Annotated in this window: 23 protein-coding genes; 17 read left to right on the top strand and 6 right to left on the bottom strand. The window is 73.9% G+C overall.

Going from position 1 to position 18,485, the window contains the following annotated elements; genetic code table 11:
• The first annotated feature begins 34 nt into the window (after nucleotides 1-34).
• Genes Q1K26_RS16655 through Q1K26_RS16670 form a run of 4 tightly spaced genes read left to right on the top strand, consistent with a single transcriptional unit; the run spans nucleotide 35 to nucleotide 3,500 of the window.
• Entirely contained in the window at nucleotides 35-1,729 is a 1,695-nt protein-coding gene (locus tag Q1K26_RS16655; RefSeq protein WP_300013320.1) for a cation acetate symporter, read from the top strand.
• A 33-nt stretch (nucleotides 1,730-1,762) separates the two neighbouring features.
• Entirely contained in the window at nucleotides 1,763-2,683 is a 921-nt protein-coding gene (locus tag Q1K26_RS16660; protein WP_300013323.1) for a DUF5926 family protein, read from the top strand.
• A 44-nt stretch (nucleotides 2,684-2,727) separates the two neighbouring features.
• The gene (locus tag Q1K26_RS16665; RefSeq protein ID WP_300013326.1) at nucleotides 2,728-2,979 is read left to right on the top strand and encodes a CopG family transcriptional regulator; all 252 of its coding nucleotides are present in this window, start codon (nucleotides 2,728-2,730) and stop codon (nucleotides 2,977-2,979) included.
• A complete protein-coding gene (locus Q1K26_RS16670; RefSeq protein WP_300013329.1) occupies nucleotides 2,976-3,500 on the top strand; it encodes a type II toxin-antitoxin system VapC family toxin in 525 nt (174 codons plus the stop codon). Before Q1K26_RS16665 ends, Q1K26_RS16670 begins: the two co-directional genes overlap by 4 nt.
• Here the strand turns inward: Q1K26_RS16670 and Q1K26_RS16675 are convergent, their stop codons facing one another.
• Nucleotides 3,501-4,124 carry a hypothetical protein gene (locus Q1K26_RS16675; RefSeq protein ID WP_300013332.1) on the bottom strand — a complete coding sequence of 208 codons (624 nt, stop codon included), beginning with the start codon at nucleotides 4,122-4,124 and terminating at the stop codon, nucleotides 3,501-3,503.
• Nucleotides 4,125-4,287: 163 nt separating this feature from the next.
• Here Q1K26_RS16675 and Q1K26_RS16680 point away from each other — a divergent pair, with 163 nt between their 5' ends.
• Nucleotides 4,288-5,202, top strand: a complete 915-nt coding sequence (locus tag Q1K26_RS16680; RefSeq protein ID WP_300013335.1) for an SDR family NAD(P)-dependent oxidoreductase — start codon at nucleotides 4,288-4,290, stop codon at nucleotides 5,200-5,202.
• An 86-nt stretch (nucleotides 5,203-5,288) separates the two neighbouring features.
• Here Q1K26_RS16680 and Q1K26_RS16685 read toward each other — a convergent pair whose 3' ends face one another.
• Nucleotides 5,289-6,596, bottom strand: a complete 1,308-nt coding sequence (locus Q1K26_RS16685; protein WP_300013337.1) for a right-handed parallel beta-helix repeat-containing protein — start codon at nucleotides 6,594-6,596, stop codon at nucleotides 5,289-5,291.
• Nucleotides 6,597-6,727: 131 nt separating this feature from the next.
• Nucleotides 6,728-7,510: a CPBP family intramembrane glutamic endopeptidase gene (locus Q1K26_RS16690; protein WP_300013339.1), complete on the bottom strand. Its 783-nt coding sequence runs from the start codon at nucleotides 7,508-7,510 to the stop codon at nucleotides 6,728-6,730.
• Nucleotides 7,511-7,546: 36 nt separating this feature from the next.
• On the opposite strand from Q1K26_RS16690, the gene Q1K26_RS16695 reads away from it, so the two are divergent.
• Together Q1K26_RS16695 and Q1K26_RS16700 are read left to right on the top strand one after the other, a co-directional pair.
• The gene (locus Q1K26_RS16695; RefSeq protein WP_300013341.1) at nucleotides 7,547-7,936 is read left to right on the top strand and encodes a hypothetical protein; all 390 of its coding nucleotides are present in this window, start codon (nucleotides 7,547-7,549) and stop codon (nucleotides 7,934-7,936) included.
• 13 nt (nucleotides 7,937-7,949) lie between these two features.
• Nucleotides 7,950-8,288: a DUF3817 domain-containing protein gene (locus Q1K26_RS16700; RefSeq protein ID WP_300013343.1), complete on the top strand. Its 339-nt coding sequence runs from the start codon at nucleotides 7,950-7,952 to the stop codon at nucleotides 8,286-8,288.
• On the opposite strand, the gene Q1K26_RS16705 is transcribed toward Q1K26_RS16700, so the two are convergent.
• Nucleotides 8,250-9,092 carry a DUF2470 domain-containing protein gene (locus tag Q1K26_RS16705; protein WP_300013346.1) on the bottom strand — a complete coding sequence of 281 codons (843 nt, stop codon included), beginning with the start codon at nucleotides 9,090-9,092 and terminating at the stop codon, nucleotides 8,250-8,252. The two genes, Q1K26_RS16700 and Q1K26_RS16705, sit on opposite strands and share 39 nt — an antisense overlap.
• Nucleotides 9,093-9,198: 106 nt before the next feature.
• Here Q1K26_RS16705 and Q1K26_RS16710 point away from each other — a divergent pair, with 106 nt between their 5' ends.
• From Q1K26_RS16710 to Q1K26_RS16720, 3 genes are all read left to right on the top strand, one after another.
• Nucleotides 9,199-10,071, top strand: coding sequence for a hypothetical protein (locus Q1K26_RS16710; protein WP_300013349.1), 873 nt, complete (start codon nucleotides 9,199-9,201; stop codon nucleotides 10,069-10,071).
• A 65-nt stretch (nucleotides 10,072-10,136) separates the two neighbouring features.
• Nucleotides 10,137-11,081 (top strand): prephenate dehydratase, encoded by a 945-nt coding sequence (gene pheA / locus Q1K26_RS16715; protein ID WP_300013352.1) that lies wholly within the window; start codon nucleotides 10,137-10,139, stop codon nucleotides 11,079-11,081.
• Nucleotides 11,082-11,148: 67 nt separating this feature from the next.
• A complete protein-coding gene (locus Q1K26_RS16720) occupies nucleotides 11,149-11,775 on the top strand; it encodes a histidine phosphatase family protein (protein WP_300013355.1) in 627 nt (208 codons plus the stop codon).
• A 154-nt stretch (nucleotides 11,776-11,929) separates the two neighbouring features.
• Here the strand turns inward: Q1K26_RS16720 and Q1K26_RS16725 are convergent, their stop codons facing one another.
• Nucleotides 11,930-12,274: a metallopeptidase family protein gene (locus Q1K26_RS16725; protein WP_300013358.1), complete on the bottom strand. Its 345-nt coding sequence runs from the start codon at nucleotides 12,272-12,274 to the stop codon at nucleotides 11,930-11,932.
• Nucleotides 12,275-12,284: 10 nt separating this feature from the next.
• Complete coding sequence (locus Q1K26_RS16730) at nucleotides 12,285-13,517, bottom strand: septum formation family protein (RefSeq protein WP_300013361.1); 1,233 nt, start codon at nucleotides 13,515-13,517, stop codon at nucleotides 12,285-12,287.
• A 141-nt stretch (nucleotides 13,518-13,658) separates the two neighbouring features.
• Here Q1K26_RS16730 and Q1K26_RS16735 point away from each other — a divergent pair, with 141 nt between their 5' ends.
• Genes Q1K26_RS16735 through Q1K26_RS16765 form a run of 7 tightly spaced genes read left to right on the top strand, consistent with a single transcriptional unit; the run spans nucleotide 13,659 to nucleotide 18,479 of the window.
• Nucleotides 13,659-14,237: a hypothetical protein gene (locus tag Q1K26_RS16735; RefSeq protein ID WP_300013364.1), complete on the top strand. Its 579-nt coding sequence runs from the start codon at nucleotides 13,659-13,661 to the stop codon at nucleotides 14,235-14,237.
• Nucleotides 14,238-15,401 (top strand): glutathionylspermidine synthase family protein, encoded by a 1,164-nt coding sequence (locus Q1K26_RS16740; protein WP_300013367.1) that lies wholly within the window; start codon nucleotides 14,238-14,240, stop codon nucleotides 15,399-15,401. It abuts the gene before it with no gap.
• A gap of 18 nt (nucleotides 15,402-15,419) precedes the next feature.
• A complete protein-coding gene (locus Q1K26_RS16745) occupies nucleotides 15,420-15,857 on the top strand; it encodes a DUF350 domain-containing protein (protein WP_300013370.1) in 438 nt (145 codons plus the stop codon).
• Nucleotides 15,858-15,889: 32 nt separating this feature from the next.
• Nucleotides 15,890-16,150, top strand: coding sequence for a type II toxin-antitoxin system prevent-host-death family antitoxin (locus Q1K26_RS16750; protein ID WP_300013373.1), 261 nt, complete (start codon nucleotides 15,890-15,892; stop codon nucleotides 16,148-16,150).
• On the top strand, nucleotides 16,147-16,539 hold the full coding sequence (locus Q1K26_RS16755; RefSeq protein WP_300013376.1) for a type II toxin-antitoxin system VapC family toxin: 393 nt from the start codon (nucleotides 16,147-16,149) through the stop codon (nucleotides 16,537-16,539). Before Q1K26_RS16750 ends, Q1K26_RS16755 begins: the two co-directional genes overlap by 4 nt.
• Before the next feature lie 39 nt (nucleotides 16,540-16,578).
• Nucleotides 16,579-17,613 (top strand): MerR family transcriptional regulator, encoded by a 1,035-nt coding sequence (locus Q1K26_RS16760; protein WP_300013379.1) that lies wholly within the window; start codon nucleotides 16,579-16,581, stop codon nucleotides 17,611-17,613.
• Nucleotides 17,614-17,666: 53 nt separating this feature from the next.
• Nucleotides 17,667-18,479, top strand: a complete 813-nt coding sequence (locus tag Q1K26_RS16765; RefSeq protein WP_300013382.1) for an HAD family hydrolase — start codon at nucleotides 17,667-17,669, stop codon at nucleotides 18,477-18,479.
• Nucleotides 18,480-18,485 lie beyond the last annotated feature (6 nt).

The raw sequence follows: 18,485 nt of genomic DNA on the forward strand, positions 1-18,485 counted from the left end.
CGGTCCTCGCATTCTGCCCCGGAAGGATGTTCCCGTGCTCCTCGCGCAACCGGCGTCGGTCGGCAACCCGGCGGTCAACATCGCGGTCTTCGGCGCCTTCGTGGTGCTGACCCTCGTGGTGGTGTTCCGCGTCAGCCGCAGCAACCAGACGGCCTCGGACTACTACACCGGTGGGCGCGGGTTCACCGGCGGCCAGAACGGTGTGGCGCTGGCCGGTGACTACCTCTCCGCCGCCGCGTTCCTCGGGATCGCGGGCGTCGTCGCCGTCTTCGGCTACGACGGCCTGCTCTACGCGATCGGCGCCTTCGTGGGCTGGCTCGTCGCGCTGCTGCTGGTCGCCGAGTGGATGCGCAACACCGGCCGGTTCACGATGGGCGACGTCCTGAGCTTCCGCCTGCGGCAGCGACCGGTGCGTGCGGCCGCAGCCACCTCGACGCTGCTCATCTCGCTGATCTACCTGATCGCGCAGATCGCAGGCGCGGGCGGGCTGGTCGCGCTGTTGCTCGACATCCCCAGCAGCAACCGGCTCGGGCAGAGCATCGTGATCGCGGTGGTCGGGGGCCTGATGATGGTCTACGTGCTGGTGGGCGGCATGAAGGGCACCACCTGGGTACAGATCATCAAGGCCAACCTGCTCCTCGTCTGCGGGCTCGTGCTTGCCGCGTGGGTGGTCGGCAGGTACGGGTTCAACCTCTCCGCGCTGCTCGGCGCGGCTGCGGAGAACAGCCCGGAGGCCGGGGAGCAGGTGCTTGCTCCCGGGCTGCTGTACGGACAGACCGAGCTCTCGAAGATCGATTTCATCTCGCTGTCGCTGGCGGCCGTGCTCGGCCCGGCGAGCCTGCCGCACATCCTGATGCGCTTCTACACCGTGCCGAACGCGCAGGAGGCCCGTCGATCCGTGGCCTGGGCGATCTGGTTGATCGGCGGCTTCTTCCTGATGGTGCTGGTGATCGGCTACGGCGCAACGGCGCTCGTCGGCCCCGACACGATCCTCGCCGCACCCGGAGCGTCGAACTCCGCGGCTCCGCTGCTGGCGTTCCGGCTCGGGGGGACGCTCCTGCTGGGGATCGTGGCCGCCGTCGCCTTCGCGACGATCCTGGCCGTGGTGGCCGGCCTGACCATCGCGGCGTCGGCCTCCTTCGCCCACGACGTCTACGCCAACGTCATCAAGCGCGGGGCACCCGAAGCCGGACAGGAAGTCAGGGTGGCGCGGCGCACCGCGGTCGGCGTGGGCGTGCTCGCGATCGCCGGCGGGATCCTCGCCATCGGGCAGAACGTCGCCGTGCTCGTCACCCTGGCCTTCGCGGTGGCGGCGTCGGCCAACATGGCGCCGCTGGTGTACTCGCTGTTCTGGAAGCGGTTCAACACCACGGGCGCGCTCTACAGCATGTACGGCGGCATGGGCACCGCCCTGTTCCTGGTGATCGTCTCACCCGCGGTGTCGGGTTCGCCGTCCTCGATGATCCCCGGTGCCGACTTCGCCCTGTTCCCGCTGGCCAACCCGGGCATCGTCTCGATCCCGCTGTCCTTCCTGCTCGGCGCGATCGGCACCTTCCTCGGCCCGCGCGACGAGGACGCGGACCGCCGGTTCGCCGAGATGGAGGTCCGCGCCCTGACCGGTGCCGGGGCCGAGGGCCGCCAGGCGGTCAGCGAGGCCCCGCGCGCACCGCGGCCGCAGCACGCCTTCGTCGAGGGTCCTGCCCCCCGGCCCGGCCCCCGCCCCCGCTAGCCCGGCCCACCCCCGGATAGGGTCCTCGGAACCATGGCGAAGAAGACACGTGTGGCAGCCCCGGCCGGGGAGAACCCGCGCCGGCCCTGCCCCTGCGGATCCGGTAAGCGCTACAAGGCCTGCCACGGAGCGGGTGACGACGTCATCGTCACCCGCCCGTTCGCCGGCCTGGCCGCGGAGTGCGACCTGGTCGCGCTTCGCGAGTTCCTCCCGTCGGCGACGGCGCCGCTGCCGCTGCGCGAGGGCACGGCCACGCTGGCGTCGGTGCTGCCCGGCGCCTCCGCGGCGGTCGTGCGCCCCGGCGGCGACATCCTGCTCGGGATGCAGGTGCAGACCCGCTCCGGCGACCTGTCCGCCGACCTCGCCCGCGCGCTGGACTGGGCCCGGGCCGCCGAACCGGGCAGCGCGCTGCCGGTGGTGGGACCCGGGCTGACGGGCACCGAGCGGCTCCAGGACGTCCTCGACGCCGACGCGCCGCTCGAGGTCACCCTGCACGCCGACTTCGCGTGGTGGGTGGCCCCGGAGGACGGCAGCGAGCCCACCGCGGAGGTGCTGGCCACCGTCGAGCGGGCCAACGCGGTGATCATGCCGACGGAGGCCGTCACGGGAGAGGGCGTCCGGGCCGCGTACTGGGTGGACACCGGCACCAAGGCGCACCTGCGCTGGGTCCGGCCCGAGCCCGAGGAGCAGCTGATCGCGGCACTGGCCCGGCTGCAGGCCCGGGGCGAGCTCGCGCTCGGCCCGGAGACCCGCTACGCGGGGTCCTTCCGAGCGCACGGCCTGCTCGTGCCCGTCTGGGACCTCGACCGCGACCAGCACCCCAAGGAGTGGAGCGAGCCCGTCACCGCGTTCGCGAAGCGCCTGACCGAGGCCCTGGCCGACGACGCCCCGCTGACGGCAGACGAGCGCCGTGCTCGCGACGCGCTCGCCGGCAAGCAGGTCACCCTGCGGTAGCTCGGTCCCGACCTACACACACCTGAGCCTGCTAACATCTACACATGGCTGTGTTGACCCAGCGGCTGCAGCTGTTGCTGGACGAGGACCGCCTGGCCCGCATCACGCAGGAGGCCGAGCGTCGCGGTAGCTCGGTGGCCGCGCTCGTGCGCGAGGCCATCGATGCCTGCTACCCGCCGGACGGCCCGAGCCGCAGCGCGGCCGGGCAGCTCCTGCTCGACGCCGAACCGCTCGATCTCGGCGACTGGGCGGATGCCAAGTCCGAGATCGAGTCGATGTACCCGGGCGACGCGTGACGCGGTTCCTGTTCGACACCGCCGTCTTCCTGTACGCGCGCGGCCGGGAGCACGAGTACCGGGCCCCGTGTCGGGAGCTCGTCCGGCTCTGCCAGCACGGGTCGCTCACCGGCGAGGCCAGCGTCGAGCTCGTGCAGGAGTACGCGCACGTGTTGCGCAGGCGGGGTCTGGACGGCGCCGTGGTGCGGGACGAGGCGCTCGCGGTCGGCTCGCTGTGCCTGCTGCACGACTTCGGCGCACCCGAGCTGCGCACCGCGCTCGGGCTCGTCGCCACGAGCACCGGGCTGGGGATCCGGGACGCGGTGCACGCGGCGACGGCCCTGCGCCGGGGCATCGGCGTGATCGTCTCGCCGGACCGGGCGTTCGACGGGGTCGGCGGCCTGGACCGGGTCGATCCGCTCGACGCCGCCCGCCTGCTGGCCACCGGCCCGCCCGCGCCACGCGAGGCCGACCGACGGCCCGGCGCCCACATCGCTCCCGGCCCCCGAATCGCTCCCGGCCGTAGCGCATCGGACCGTTGATCATTCTCGGGAGCAGGCAGCGCGGAACACGTAGGCGAACGCGGTCCTGGTGTAGGCGATTCCCCGTCCCTGGCTGCGGATCCGCTCGGGGTCGGCCGCGTCCGGCCTCCTCGGGACGAGGTGGCTGTCGAGTCGCTCGGTGTCGAGGCGGTACTTGCCGTCGCGCTGGTGCACGGCGGCCACCAGTCGCAGGGCCGGGTCGAGCGCGGCGAGACTCGCGTCCCCGTGACTGGTGTTGGCCAGGAGCAGCCCCTGCGGGGCGAGGTGCTGGCGGCAGTGATCCCAGACCGGGCCGGCGTAGAGCGAAATGAGCAGGTCGAAGCCGGCCCGGGGGAGCGACAGCGGCGTGGTGTAGTCCCGGTGCAGGAACGTCACTTCCGCGCCCGCCCCGGGCAGCGTGCGCCCCTCGAGCTCGGCGGCCACGAGCGGTTCGTCGGCGAAGTAGCGTGCGGCCCGGCGGTCGGAGTCGACGTAGGTGACCGAGGGGATCGCCGTCGACGGGGACAGGTCGAGATAGCTGCCCGGGTAGAGCGCCGTCGCCGGGTTCCACCGCTCGCGCAGGGCGGCGAACAGCCCGCAACGGTCACCGATGCTGCTGCGGTAGGTCGCCCACGAGGCCTTCACGTGCCCGGCCCGTGCGGTGTCGCAGTGCGCTGCGGTGCGGCCACCTGCTCATCGTCCCCCACCAGCGCGGCACCGCCGGACGGGCGGTGCGCGGGCGTGCTCGGTCACACGCGTGCAGTACGTCACGGCTGCGCGGTTACCGGCGGGTCATATGCTGCTGGGCATGGGACTACTGGACGGCAAGGTCGTCATCGTCACCGGCGCGGGCCGGGGGATCGGGCGCGGTGAGGCGCTGGAGTGCGCGGCACAGGGTGCCGCGATCGTCGTGGCCGAGTTCGACCCGGACACGGGCGAGTCGGTGGCCAAGGAGATCGTCGCCGCGGGTGGCCGGGCGGTGGCCGCGAGCGGCGACGTCGCCGACGCCGACGTCGCGAACGGCCTCGTCGCCACCGCGCTGGCCGAGTTCGGGCGGCTCGACGCCGTGGTCAACAACGCCGGCATCCTGCGCGACCGGACGCTCGCCAAGCTCTCCGACGACGACTGGGACGCGGTGATCCGCGTGCACCTGCGCGGGCACTTCCTGCCCACGCGTGCCGCGGTGCAGCACTGGAAGGAGGCCAAGCAGCCCGGTCACGTCGTCCACACGGCGTCGACCTCGGGGATCCTGGGCAACTTCGGCCAGAGCAACTACGGCGCGGCCAAGGCGGGCATCGCCGCGTTCTCCACGATCGTCGCGATGGAGGGCGCCCGCGGCGGGATCACCTCCAACGCGATCGCGCCCACCGCCCTGACGGCCATGACGCTCGACCTGATGCCGCAGGAGTTCCGGGACGACCGCGAGGCCGCCCTCGCGCGCGGCGAGTTCGACTTCTTCGCCCCCGAGAACGTCGCGCCGTTGGTGGCGTTCCTGTGCTCGGACGCGTCGAACCACATCAGCGGCAAGGTGTTCGGCGTGCAGGGTGACAGCATCGAGATCTTCCAGCCGTTCACCAGCGTCGCCGAGGTCCGCAACGACGGGAAGCGCTGGGACCCCGAGGACATCGGCGCCCGCATCGACGAGCTGTGGACGGCCAGCGGCATCACGCCCGGCGCCGAGAACATGATGGCGAGGATGCGTTACCAGATCCTCGGCACCTGAGCCCGATCCGCCCAGGACCCGGGAACGACGCGGCCGCCGGTGGGGTGACCCACCGGCGGCCGCCTCGTCGGACCGTGGACCGCGGCTCAGCCGCCCGCGGGTGGCACGACCTCACCGTCGGCGGTGAAGCCCGTGCCGTCGCCGTCCTGGTAGAGGTCCGGGCCCGTCGGCGACTCGTTGCCGCTGACGTCGGTTCCCGTCACCGTCATCGTCCCGGGAGCGGAGTTCCACAGGCCACCGCCCTGGTTGGCCGCCATGTTCCCGGTGACCGCGCCGCCGTCGAGGGTGACGGTGCCCGCGCCGGTCAGGTGCACCCCGCCGCCGTTGCCCGGGCTGTCGCCGGTCGAGTTGCCGGTCATCGTGGTCCCGGAGATCTCGGTCGTGCCGATGTTGGCCTCGATCGCCCCGCCGGCGCGGACCGAGGTGTTGCCCGAGAACGTGGTGTTCTCCACGACCAGCGTGCCGTCGTCGTTGAGCGCGCCGCCGCCGGAGCCGGCCATGCCGTCGGCGACGTTGTCGGTCACCTCGGAGTCGCGCAGGGTCAGCTCACCACCGATGGTGAACACGCCGCCGCCGCCCATGGTGGCCTCGGCCCCGCTGGCGGTGTTGCCGCTGATGGTCGTGCCGGTGACGGTCATCGTGCTCATCGTGTCGTTCCACAGGCCGCCGCCCTCGGACGCCGCCCGGTTCCCGGTGACCATGCTGTCGGTCACGGTCACCGTGCCCGACTCGGTGATGTGCAGGCCGCCGCCGTTGCCCGGGCCGGGCCCGGCCTCGTTGTCGGACAGGGTCACCCCGGTCAGCTCGGTGGTCGACCCGGCGACGGCCTCGATGCCGCCGCCCGCGCGCACGGCGGTGTTGCCGGTGATGGTGGCGCCGTCGGCGGTCAGCTCGCCGGCGTTGCGGATCCCGCCGCCGGAGGCCGGCATCCCCTCGCCCTGCGCGGAACCGCCGGTGACGGTCACCCCGGTCAGGGTCAGCGCGCCGCCCTCGAGCACGTCCAGGGCACGGTCGACACCGGCGGCGTCGATCGTGGCCTCCGGGCCCTCGATGGTGACGGTGCTGGTGATGTCGAGGTCGCCGGTGGCGCCCTCGTCCTCGTCGATCCCGTCGATCCCGATGGTGTAGGTGCCGGCGGGCAGCGTCACGGTGCCCCCGCCCGCGGCGTTCGCCTCCTGGACCGCGGCCCGCAGCGAGCAGGCGCCGTCGGCGTCGGCACAGGTGCCGTCACCGGGCGCGGCGTCGACGGTATCGGACTCGGTGGCCACCGCCAGGCCGCCACCGGCGGCGTCGGTGGCCGGTGGGCTGCCGGTGTCGGTGCCGGACCCGCAGGCGGCGACGACTCCCACCACCAGGGCCGCGGCCGCGAGCCGGCCGATCACGGTCTTCTGCATCAGGAGTGGATCCCTCCTCGTCGCGAACATGTCCTGAGGGGGTACGGGAGGTGACCGTGCGGGCGTTCACCGATCGGCCCCGGATCGGGGTCACGATCACGTCACGGTCGCCGCTGCCGTGTCCCGCCGGGTCAGGGCAGCCAGCCCACCCGCCCGGCCAGCAGCGCGTAGCCGACGAAGGCCACCACGTCGATCAGGGCGTGCGCGCCCACGAGCATCCACAGGCGGTTGGTGCGCTGCCACACCCGCCCGAACACCAGGCCCATCACCACGTTGCCGACGAACCCGCCGAGCCCCTGGTAGAGGTGGTACGCCCCGCGCAGCAGGGCCTGGGCCAGCAGCGAGGTGTTCTCCGACCACCCGAGCTGGCGCAGTCGCGTGATCAGATACGCCACCATGACCACCTCCTCGGCCCAGCTGTTCGCCGCCGCCGAGGCCAGGAGCACCGGAAGCTGCCACCAGGTGGCGTCGAGCGTGGTCGGCGCGATGGTGACGCTGACCCCCAGCGCCCGCGCCACCAGGTAGAGCCCGAGCCCCGGGACGCCGATCAGCGCGGCGAGCCCGGCCGAGCCGAGGGCGTCGCGGCCGGGTTGCCGCGCGTCCAGGCCCACGGCGCGCAGGGCGAACCCGGCGCGGATGAGCAGGTAGGCCCCCAGCGCTCCCCAGCCGACCAGTTGCAGCACGCGCGTGAGCTGCAGGGCGAGGTCGACGAGATCGGCCTGGGCCGCGGGGGCGTTGAGCGCCACCTGCTGCTCGTTCAGCGGCACCGGCTGCAGCAGTGCGTCGGCGAGGTTCAGCGCGCTGCGCACCGCGGAGAGCCCGAGGGTGACGGTGAGGACGACCAGCACCTCGGTGCCGATCAGCCGGCGCGCCCCGGGGTCGGTGACGACCGCGGTGGGGGAGGGCCGGGACACGATCGGCGACGCTACCCGCGGCGTAGTCTGGTCCCCGTGTTGCGGCTCGCGCTGTCCCCCCGCTGGCTGGTCTGGCACGCGCTCACGCTCGGCGCGATGGTCACCTGCGGGTGGCTGGCGGTCTGGCAGTGGCAGCGGGCCGGATCGGCGCTGGGCAGCGCGCTCAACGTCGGCTACGGCCTGCAGTGGCCCGTCTTCGCGATCTTCTTCGGCGTGATGTGGTGGCGGTTCCTGAGCCTGGAGGCCCGCGACCTGCCGGCCGAACCGGAACCGGCGCCCGCCGCCGGCCCGGAGCCCGCCGTCGACGACGGGCCCAGCCCGTTCACCGCCCGACCGGCCGCCGCGCCCGCGCTCACCGTCGACGAGAACCCCCAGCTCGTCGCCTACAACCGGATGCTCCGCGAGCTCGCCGAGCGCGAGAACTGAGAGGTACCACGACGTGTCGATCCCGACCGCCCTGCGCAGCTACCGCGTCGCCGCCTGGATCACGGGCATCGGCCTGATCGTGCTGGTGTTCGTGGCGATGCCGCTGAAGTACTTCTTCGACACCCCGGGGCCGGTCGCCGTCGTCGGCGTCACCCACGGCTTCCTGTACATGATCTATATCGTCTGCACGCTGATCCTCGCCGAGCGGGTGCGGGCCAAGCCGCTGGAGGCGCTGGTGGTGCTGCTCGCGGGCACCGTGCCGATCGCGTCGTTCGTGGCCGAGCGCATGGTCACGCGTCGGGTGCGCGCCGATCTAGCGCCGTCGGAGCGGGCAGCCGACCAGCCGCTGTAGCTGCACCCGCAGCTCCTCCGGTGTCGCGATCGGGTGTTCCCATGCCAGCCGCACGTCGTGGTCCTGATCGCCGGCCTCGACGCGCAGCCGCAGCCCGCAGCGATCCACCCCCAGCGGGCGGACCCGTGCGTCCCGGACGTCGCGCAGGGGTGTCGGCAGGTGCCGGGCCAGCGCCGTGAAGACCTGCGGATGGGCCTGTTCCAGGTGCGTGAGCCACTGCTGCTCGTAGTGGCAGAACGGGTCGGGTCGGGCCGCGGCGAGGTCGACGGGGGCGAACACCGCGCTGCCCTCCGCGTCCGACAGCACCGCCGACCCGGGTGTCAACCGCACCATCGTGGCGCCGTGGCCGAGCTCGAGCAGTGCGGGATGCGGGTGGTGGTCGGCGAGGCCGACGGCGATGCGCCGGGCTCGTTCGGGGTCGACGGACGTGAGGTGCCCGGTGATCCACAGCAGGCCCCGCACCGGCTCGCGCAGGTCGACCGGGGCCGGGTCGGCGAGCTCCAGCATCACGGCCAGCCCGCCGGCTGTGGAGGCAGGTTCCAGCCCGCCGGCTGTGGAGGCAGAAGCCGGCCCGCCGGCTGTGGAGGCGGGCCCCGGCCCACCCTGCATCCGCCGCAGCACCGGCTCGTCGTCGGCGAGCAGCAGGACCGCGGACCCGTCGGCGTGCACGTGGTGCGTCCGAGGCTGCGCGATCGGCGATCCGGTGCCGACGAGCGCGGCCACGCTGCCCGAGCGGGCCGCGACGCTGCGGGCGCGCTCGGCGGCGGTCGGGGCCGGGGGCCTGCGCAGGCGGGTGGTTCCCAAGGCGCACCTCCAGTTTAGGTGAGCCTAAGCTAGCTTCGGAGGGTGGATCTGCGCAAGCAGCAGCCCTTGTCGGGTCGCCGTGACCCACCCGTTAGCGTCTGTGGCCGTGACGACGGTGCCGACGGCGGGAACCCCGCCCCTGTTCGCGCAGCTCGTCGACGACACGAGCCTGCTGCGCCCCAGAGCGGCAGGCCCGCCGACCGAGACGGTCGTGGCGCGCTACCTCCGGGCGCGCGACGGGCACAACGGCGGGCTCGTCGGCCAGCTGGTGTGCCCGGTGTCGCGGCTTCCCGCGCTGGTCAAGGAGCTGGCGCGAGCCGCGCCGAGCCGCCCGGTCGACCTGTCGCTGGTCGTCGACACCGGGCTCGGGGCGGTGCCGAAGGCGCTCTCCACGGTCCTGTCGCGGCCCAACCTGCTCACCCCGCGCACGATCGAGACCGCCGCCCCTCCGGACGTCGACGCCGTCTGGCTCGACCGCGTCGCCGAGTTCGTGCCCGAGGACGTCGTGGCGGTGGTGGAGCCGCGCAGGCCGGTCGAGGGCGACCCCGGCGGCACCGGCGCCTGGCTCGACGCCGTGCGCCGCGTCGCCGACCAGGGGTGCGCGCCCCGGCTGCGCTGCGGCGGTCCGCGGCCGTCCGACGCGCCGTCCACACGGGACGTCGAGGAGTTCGTCGGCGTCGTCGTGGCTGCGGGTCGGGGGTTCACCACGCTGGGCCTGTACGAGTCGGTGCGCGTCGACGGTGCCGGGCCACGTCGCCACGGCATCGTCAACATGCTCGTCGCGGTGGCCCGCGCGCTGGGCGGCGGTGACGTCGACGGCGCCCTGCGCAGCACCGACGGGGCCGCGCTGGCCGCGGAGCTGGCGGCCCTGTCCGAGCGGGCCGTCGCCGGTGTCCGCGGCCTGCTGTCGCGTTGCGGCACCGATCCCGACCAGGGCCCGAACACCACCCTGGCCGGCCTGGGCCTGCTTCCCCGCTGACCGGCCGGGACCGGCGGGTGTGGGCGCTCCGCGTGCCCGCGACGCCCGGCGCTAGGGTTCCGGGCGTGGGTCGACTGGCGTTTCTCGGACCGCACGCCACCTTCACCGAGCAGGCGCTGCGGTCGCTCCCCGAAGCCCGTGACGCCGAGTTCGTGCCGTGTGCGGGGAGCCCGGCGGTGCTGGAGGCGGTGCGCCGCGGGGAGGTCGACGCCGGCTGCGTCCCGATCGAGAACAGCGTCGAGGGGGCGGTCGGTGCCGTGCTCGACGGGCTCGTCGGCGACCCGCCGTTGGTGATCGTCCGCGAGGCGCTGGTGGCCGTCCGGTTCGCGGTGATGGCGCGGCCGGGCACGGTCACCGCGGACGTCCGGCGCGTGGGTTCGCACCCGCACGCCGTCGCGCAGACCCGTGGCTGGTTGTCCGCGCACCTGCCCGCCGCGGAGGTCCTGCTGACCTCGTCGACGTCCGAGGCGGCGGCGCAGGTGGCGCGCGGGGACCTCGACGCCGCCGTCGCCGCCCCGCTGGCCGCCGAGCAGCACGGGCTCGACGTGATCGTCGACGACGTGGCCGACAACCCGGGCGCGGTCACCCGATTCGTGCTCCTGGCCCCGCCCGCGCCGCCGCCCGACCCCACCGGCCGCGACCGCACGACGTTCGCCGCCACCACCCGCAACGTGCCGGGCTCGCTGCTCGGCCTGCTCACCGAGCTCGCGATGCGGGGCATCGACCTGACCCGCATCGAATCCAGGCCGATCAAGGACAGGCACGCCGAGTACTGGTTCCACATCGACTGCACGGGCCACGTGGCCGAGCCCGCGATGGGCGAGGCGCTGGCGGCGCTGCATCGCCGCTGCGACCGCGTGCGGTTCCTCGGCTCGTTCCCGCGAGCGGGCAACGGGGTCCCGGCCGACGGCTCGGGCGATCCGGCCGCGCCGCTCGGCGGGAGCGGTCACGCCGAGTTCGCCGCGGCCCAGCAGTGGGTCGACGGCCTGCGCGCGGGCAGCGCCTCGTGACCGGGCAGGCGCGTTCACCGCGGCGCACCGCACGTCGCGGCCCGTCGCCGGTCGGCGGGGAGGGGGCATGACGCGCCTGATCCTGGTGCGGCACGGGCAGACCGACGCCAACGTGGGTCGCGTGCTGGACTCCCGCCCGCCCGGCCCGCCGCTCAACGCGCTCGGGCTGGGGCAGGCGGCGGCGCTGGGCATGCGCCTGGCGGGGGAGCCGATCGTCGCGGTGCACGCGTCGGCGGCCACGCGGGCCCAGCAGACCGGCGCGCCCGTCGCCGCGGCCCACGGGCTGGCCGTCGGCGTGGTCGAGGGCGTGCACGAGGTCTCCTGCGGCGACCTGGAAGGCCGTGCCGACGACGACGCTCGCGAGCAGTTCGACGCCGTCTACGGCGCGTGGGCCCGCGGCGAGCTCGCCGCGCGCCTACCCGGTGGTGAGTCGGCCCTCGACCTGAACGCCCGCTTCGTCCCGGCCGTCGCGCGGATCACCCGCGACGTCACCGGCACGGTCGTGCTGGCCAGCCACGGAGCCGCGATCCGGCTGGCCGCGGCCGCTCTGCTCGGTGACCACGCCGAGACCCGGTACGTGCCCAACACCGGCCTGGTGATCCTCAACCGCAGCGGGGCGGGCTGGACCCTGGAGCACTGGGACGACGCGGTCCCCGTCCCCGGCGACGTCACCGCCGGCGGCCCCCCCGACTGACCGACCCGCCCCTCCGCGAGTCGGGGTGTGCGTGCGCGCGAGTCGGGGTGTGCGTGTGCGCGAGTCGGGGTGTGCGTGTGCGCGAGCCGGTGCAGGCTGCGCACGGAGGGCGCGACTCGCGGGCACGGAGGGCGACTCGCGGGGTGGGGGTGCGTCAGCCCCAGCCGAGGGCGTGCAGGGTGTCCTCGTCGATGCCGAAGTGGTGGGCCACCTCGTGCACCACGGTGACGGCGACCTCGTGCACCACCTCGGCATCGGTGTGGCAGATCGACAGGATGGCGTCCTGGTAGATGCTGATGCGGTCGGGCAGGACGCCGCCGTAGGTGGAGTCGCGCTCGGTGAGCGCGACTCCCTCGTAGATCCCGAGGAGGTCGGGCTCCTCGTCGTTGCGGGCCTCCACGAGGACGACGACGTTGTCCATCGCCGCGGTGAGCTGGGCGGGGATGGTGTCCAGTGCGTCGGCGACGAGCTCCTCGAAGTGCCGCCGGGTCATCTCCATGACCCGGCGGTCACGCCCCGCCGACGGGCACGGGGAGCTCCGGCGGCAGGAGCGCCGGTGCCCCGTCCGCCGGGGCCTCCGGCTCGCCGGACGGGGCACCGGGTTCGGCGGGCGAGGTGGGCGCGGTGGCCTCCGACGGGGCGGCCGGAGTGGGGGTGGGCGGGGCGGGCACCCCGGCGTCGGGGGTGTCCTCCGTCTGCGGCGCCACCTGGTCGCCGACCACGACATCGCCCTTGACCGAGCCGGTGACCGGCGCGAACCCGCTGCGGTCGGGCAGCAGGGTGGCCACGTTGCAGTTGGCGCGGCGGGTGCCGGCGGCCCAGGACTCCTCCTGGATGTTGTTCCAGTACACCGTCAGCCCCTTGTCGGCGACGACCGTGGGCCCGCCCGCGTACTGCGCGGCCAGCTCGTTGCAGCGCGGCTGCAGCAGCGCGTCCTGGTCGGCGATGGACGGGAAGGCGTCGGGGAAGTCGGCGCTCAGGTCGACGATGCCCACGGTCTCCAGCGCGTGCGTGCCGGCGCAGTCCACGGGGTCGCCGACGCTGCGGCCGCTGATCCCCAGGCACACGCCCGGCTCCTGGACGTCGGCCTGGTCGCCGTCGGCCACCTTGCCGGTGAGCGGGTAGAGCGCGCCCGAGCGCGACGCGCTCTGCAACCCGCAGCGCAGCTCCCGGTCGCCCTGCTCCCACTTGCTCGGGGACGGCTTGAGCGCACCGATCCGGTAGCGGCCGTAGGGGTCGAAGACGTCGTTCAGGTAGGTCATGACGACCGGGCCGCAGCGCTCGTCGACCAGCTGGCGGAAGGTGGCGTCGGTGGGCAGCTCCACCTGGTCGAGCAGCGTGACGGTGCCCGCCTGCTCGAACAGGTGCGGCTGGGCACAGTCGACGAGCGCGGTGTCGGCGGCGTCGGGGCGGGTCCAGTTCAGGCAGGTGCCGGGCACGGCGGGCGGGGCCTGCACCTCCACGACCTCGGGCTCGTCGGGTGCGGCCGGCAGCGCGGCGAACGAGCCGAGCACCGGGACCTCGGTGCCGGTGACGGTGTCGAACGCGGCGACACCGAACATCGCGAGCGCGCCGATGACGATGCCCGTGACGATCCGCCAGACCGGGTGCATCGGCGGGCCCGGCGGGGTGACGGGGAGACGCCCGCCGGCACTCGGAGACGGCGACTCGTACGGGGGAGCGTCGTCGTCTCTCACGGGCCGGGGAGCGGTGAGGGTGCGGTCCATATCGCCCGTCATCATGCCGTGACCTGGCGGGTGGCCCGTCGTCGCGGTCGCTCCCGCGCGACCATCGGTCGTCGCCGTGCTGCGAGCGTCGCCGTCCGTCCCGCTCGCCGTGGCCGGTACCGTGCGCGCGCGTGTCGGATCGGTGAGGGGGCGCTCATGAGCGACGAGGATCGGCCGGAACCCGGGAGTATGCGGTTCCAGGACGGCTCGACGACACCCCGCGAGCCCACCCTGGCGCAGCGGCGCGCCCGCGAGCAGGCGCGGCGCCGCCAGGAGGCCGCCGCCCGGCAGGCCGCGGACGACGAGGAGCGCTCGGCCCGCACGCGCAGGCGGGTCCTCGTCGGGGCGGGCGTGACCGTCGGCGTCGTCGCGCTCATCGCGGTCGGCTACTCCGTGGTGCGCTCCGAGGACGAGGTCGCGGCCCAGTGCGTGGACGAGGAGACCCAGGAGATCGTGGACGACTCCAACTGCGTCACGCCCGTGGCGAACAGCGGCGGCTACGGCGGCGGCTTCTACCCGATCTTCATCGGCGGCGGCGGGCGGCAGTACCACTACAACTACGGCGGCAGCGGCACGGTCGGTCAGCGGGTGAGCGGCGGCACCACGGTGGTGCCGCCGGACGGCACCCGCGTGCGCTCGTCCTCGGGCCGCGACGTCTCGCCGCGCGCGTCGAGCAGCAGCGTGTCCCGCGGCGGGCTGGGCGTCTCCGGCGGCGGTTCCTCGAGTGGCTCGTAGGTGGAGCGGGGCCGCGGTGAGCCGCGCGCGGGATGGGCGGACATCGTCCGCGAGCAGGGGATGGTGTTCGGCGCGCCGGGTCGTGGCCAGGGGGGCCTCGCCCGCCCGTACTGGGACGAGTCGGTGCACTACACGTTCACGATGGACGAGGTCCTGTCGCTGGAGGCCGACGTCGAGGTGCTGCACTCGATGTGCCTGGAGGCCGTCGACCACGTCGTGACCACCGAGCGCTTCCGCGACTTCGCGATCCCCGAGTACGCCTGGGACGGCGTGGCGGCGTCGTGGCGGCGCAGCGACCCGCACGTCTACGGCCGTTTCGACCTGCGCTACGACGGCTCCGGGCCGGCGCAGCTGCTGGAGTACAACGCCGACACCCCGACGACGCTGCTGGAGGCGTCACTGCTGCAGTGGTACTGGCTGAAGGACGTCCACCCGGCCGACGACCAGTGGAACTCGCTGCACGAGAAGCTCGTGGAGCGCTGGGCCGAGCTCAGGGCCCGGCTGCCCGGCGACGACATCTACTTCACGTGGTCGGGCGCCGACGCCAGCGGCGAGGACCACGTCACCGTCGGCTACCTGCAGGAGACCGCCGCCGAGGCCGGGCTGAACACCGTCGGGCTGGCGATCGAGGACATCGGCTGGGACTCCGCACTGGAGAGTTTCGTCGACCTCGAGGAGTCGCCGATGGCCGCGGTGTTCAAGCTCTACCCGTGGGAGTGGGTCGTCACCGACGACTTCGGCAGGCACGTGCTCGCGAGCCTGCCCGAGACGCTGTGGGTCGAGCCGCTGTGGAAGTCGGTCCTGTCCAACAAGGCCCTGCTGGCCGTGCTGTGGGAGATGTATCCCGGCCACCCCAACCTGCTGCCCGCCTACCTCGACCAGCCCGGGATGCTCACCGAGTACGTCCGCAAGCCCCGGCTGGGCCGCGAGGGCGCCAACATCTCGATCGTCTCGCCCGGCTCCGAGCACGAGACCGGCGGTGTCTACGGCGAGGAGGGCTACGTCTACCAGCTCTTCGCCCCGCTCCCCGAGTTCGACGGCTTCCGCCCGGCGCTGGGCGCGTGGGTCGTCGGCGACACGGCGGCCGGCCTCGGCATCCGCGAGACCGTCGGTCTGGTGACCGACGACGGCGCGGCGTTCGTCCCCCACCGCATCCCCGAATAGACCCGAAAGGCTCCCCGAATGATCAACCCGGGCTTCTTCTCCGTGATCGGCATCGGCATCGGTGCGATCCTGCTCTATGCCGTGCTCGGCGTGATCCTCATGCTGCTGGGCTTCTACGCCGTGGACCTGACCACGCCCGGAAAGCTCAACGTGATGGTGCGCGAGGGCCTGCCGAACGCCGTGGTCGTCACGGCCGCGGGCATGGTCAGCATGGCGCTGATCGTCGTCACCGCGATCTACACCTCGTCGGGTCTCCTCACCGAGGGGCTGATCCAGACCGCGGTCTTCGGCATCGTCGGGATCCTCGCCCAGGTCGGGGCGGTGCGGCTGCTGGAGTGGGTGATGGGCATCGACATCGGCGCGGTGCTGGCCGCCGACCGGATGCTCCCGCAGAGCTACGTGATCGCCGCCGCGCACGTGGCACTGGGGCTCGTGGTCGCGGTCGCGATCATCTGAGGAGTGGCCTACACGAATGCTACAGTCGTAGCATGAGTGAGGTGCCCAGCCGGGAGCTGCGCAACGACACCGCCGGCGTGCTGCGCCGGGTGCAGGAGGGCGAGCGGGTCACGGTCACGGTCAACGGGCGCGCGGTGGCCGAGCTGGTTCCCGTGCAACGGTCCCGTCGCGGCTGGATCGGCCGTGACGACCTCGCCGCGCGACTGCACCGGGTGCAGGCCGATCCGGGGCTGCGGGCCGACCTCGCCCGCCTCGCCGGGGACAGCACGGACGACCTGGGCCCGATCCGGTGAGGGGTGTTCTCGACACGAGCGTCTTCATCGCAGCCGAGAGCGGGCGCCCGCTGCGCACGGACCTGCTCCCCGACGAGTCCGCGGTCTCGGTCGTGACACTGGCCGAGCTGCAGGCCGGTGTGCTGGCTGCAGCCGACGTCGAGACCCGCGCGCGACGGATGCTCACCCTCGACGCCGTCGCCGACATCGAGCTGATCGGGATCGATGAGGCCGCGGCGCACATGTGGGCCCGGATGCGCGTGCAGCTCGCCGGGTCCGGGCGGCGGGTGAACGTCAACGACCTCTGGATCGCGGCGAGCGCGGCCGCGCGGGGCCTACCCGTGGTGACCCAGGACGACGACTTCGCCCCGGTCGAGGGCATCGCCGGGCTCGAGATCGTCCGCGTGTGAGTGGACCCTCGACCTGGTCGAGACGGGAGATTCGCGGGCATGGAGAGCTGGCGTGGCATCGGCCGGATGGCCCGGGAGTCCGGGTTGACGGTCAGCGCGCTGCGGTTCTACGACGGCGCCGGGGTGTTCGGGCCCGCCCACGTGGACCCGCACAGCGGCTACCGCTTCTACGCGCCCGACCAGCTCGTGGTCGCCCGGCTCGTGGCGTCGCTGCGCCGGGTGGGCATGCCGCTGGCCGGGATCCGGGAGGTGCTGGAACACCGGCACGACCCGGACGCCGTCGACGCGCTGCTCGACGGCCATCTGCGGCGCCTGGAACAGGGCGTGGCCGACGCCCGGCGCGAGCTCTCCTCCGTCCGCACGTTGCTGACCGCTCCGGAGGAGACCCCCGTGTCCACGACCGTGACCCTGCCCGCCGCCGACCTCGCTGCCGCCCTGCGGGCCGTGCGCTTCGCCGTCGGCTCCGACCCGACCTACCCCGCGCTGCGCGGAGTGCTGCTCGACGTCACGGCGGACGTCGTGACGCTCGTCGCGACCGACCGCTACCGGCTCGCCGTGTCCACGGTGCGGCGCGGCGCCGCCCCGGCCGTGGCGGCGCTGTTGCCCGCGAGGTTCGCCGACCAGCTCGCCGGGTTCGACGCCGGCGACGTTCTACTGCGGATCGACGGGTCGGCGGTGTCGGCCCGGTGCGGCGCCGCCACGGTGCAGGACCGGCTGCTCGACAACGCGTTCCCCGACTTCCGCCGCCTGGTGCCCGCCGCGGGCAACCAGGTACCCGTCGACGCGACCGAGCTGCGTACGGCCGTCGCCGCGGCCGGGACCAGGCAGGTGCGGCGCGAGCAGGACGGTGTGGACGTCGACGTCACGGTGCTGTCGGTGGACGCGGACGGGCGGCTGCACGTCGGCACGGGACCCGAAGGCACCGGGGTCAGCGTGGAGTTCCTGCTGGAGGCGGTGGACGCCGGCGGAGCGGGACAGCTGCGGCTGGAGCTGGACGGCCCGCTGGCCCCGGTGACGATCCGGCCGTCCGGCCGGCCGGGCACGTACTCGCTGCTGATGCCGGTCCGGCTCTGACCGACCCGCCGCGACGCCGGGTCGCCAGCGGGCCGGCCCCGTACGCTGGGTCCGTGCAGGCTCCCCTTCTGGTCGCCACCGACGTCGACGGCACGCTGCTCGACCCGTACGACCGGGTCACGCCGCGCGCCGCGGCCGTGATCGGGCGCGCGGTGGCGGCCGGCGTGGGGTTCGTGCTGGTCACCGGCAGGCCGCCGCGGTGGATCCATCCGGTCGTCGAACAGCTCCCGCAGACCCGGCTGGCCGTGTGCGCCAACGGCGCCGTCCTCTACGACGCGGTGGACGACCGGGTGCTGTGGAGCCGGACGCTGGCCCCGGACACGCTCGGCGAGCTCGCCGCCACCGTGACGGCCGCCCTGCCGACCGGCGGGCTGGCGGTGGAGCGCGTCGGCGCGAGCGCCTTCGACGACGCCCACGGACACTTCGTCGCCGAGCCCTCCTACCGGCACGCGTGGCCCGACGCCGACGAGCACGTCGTCGACCGCGCCGAGCTCGTGTCGCGGCCCGCGGTGAAGCTGCTCGTCCGGTGCGCCGAGCTGCCCAGCGAGATCATGATGGCGGCACTGGCCCCGGCCGTCGGCGATGTCGCCGACCTCACGTTCTCCCATCCCGGCGGGCTCGTCGAGCTCTCCCCGCCGCGGGTCACGAAGGCCACCGGGCTGGCCGAGGTGGCGCGGCGGCTCGGCGTCGCCACCGCCGACGTCGTCGCGTTCGGGGACATGCCCAACGATCTGGAGATGCTGCGCTGGGCCGGGCACGGCGTCGCGATGGGCAACGCGCACCCGGTGCTGCACGGCGTGGCCGACGAGGTCACGGGGAGCAACAGCGACGACGGGCTGGCGCTGGTGCTGGAACGCTGGTTCTGAGCGTCC

The sequence above is a fragment of the Pseudonocardia sp. genome, assembly GCF_029263155.1.
Lineage (GTDB): Bacteria > Actinomycetota > Actinomycetes > Mycobacteriales > Pseudonocardiaceae > Pseudonocardia.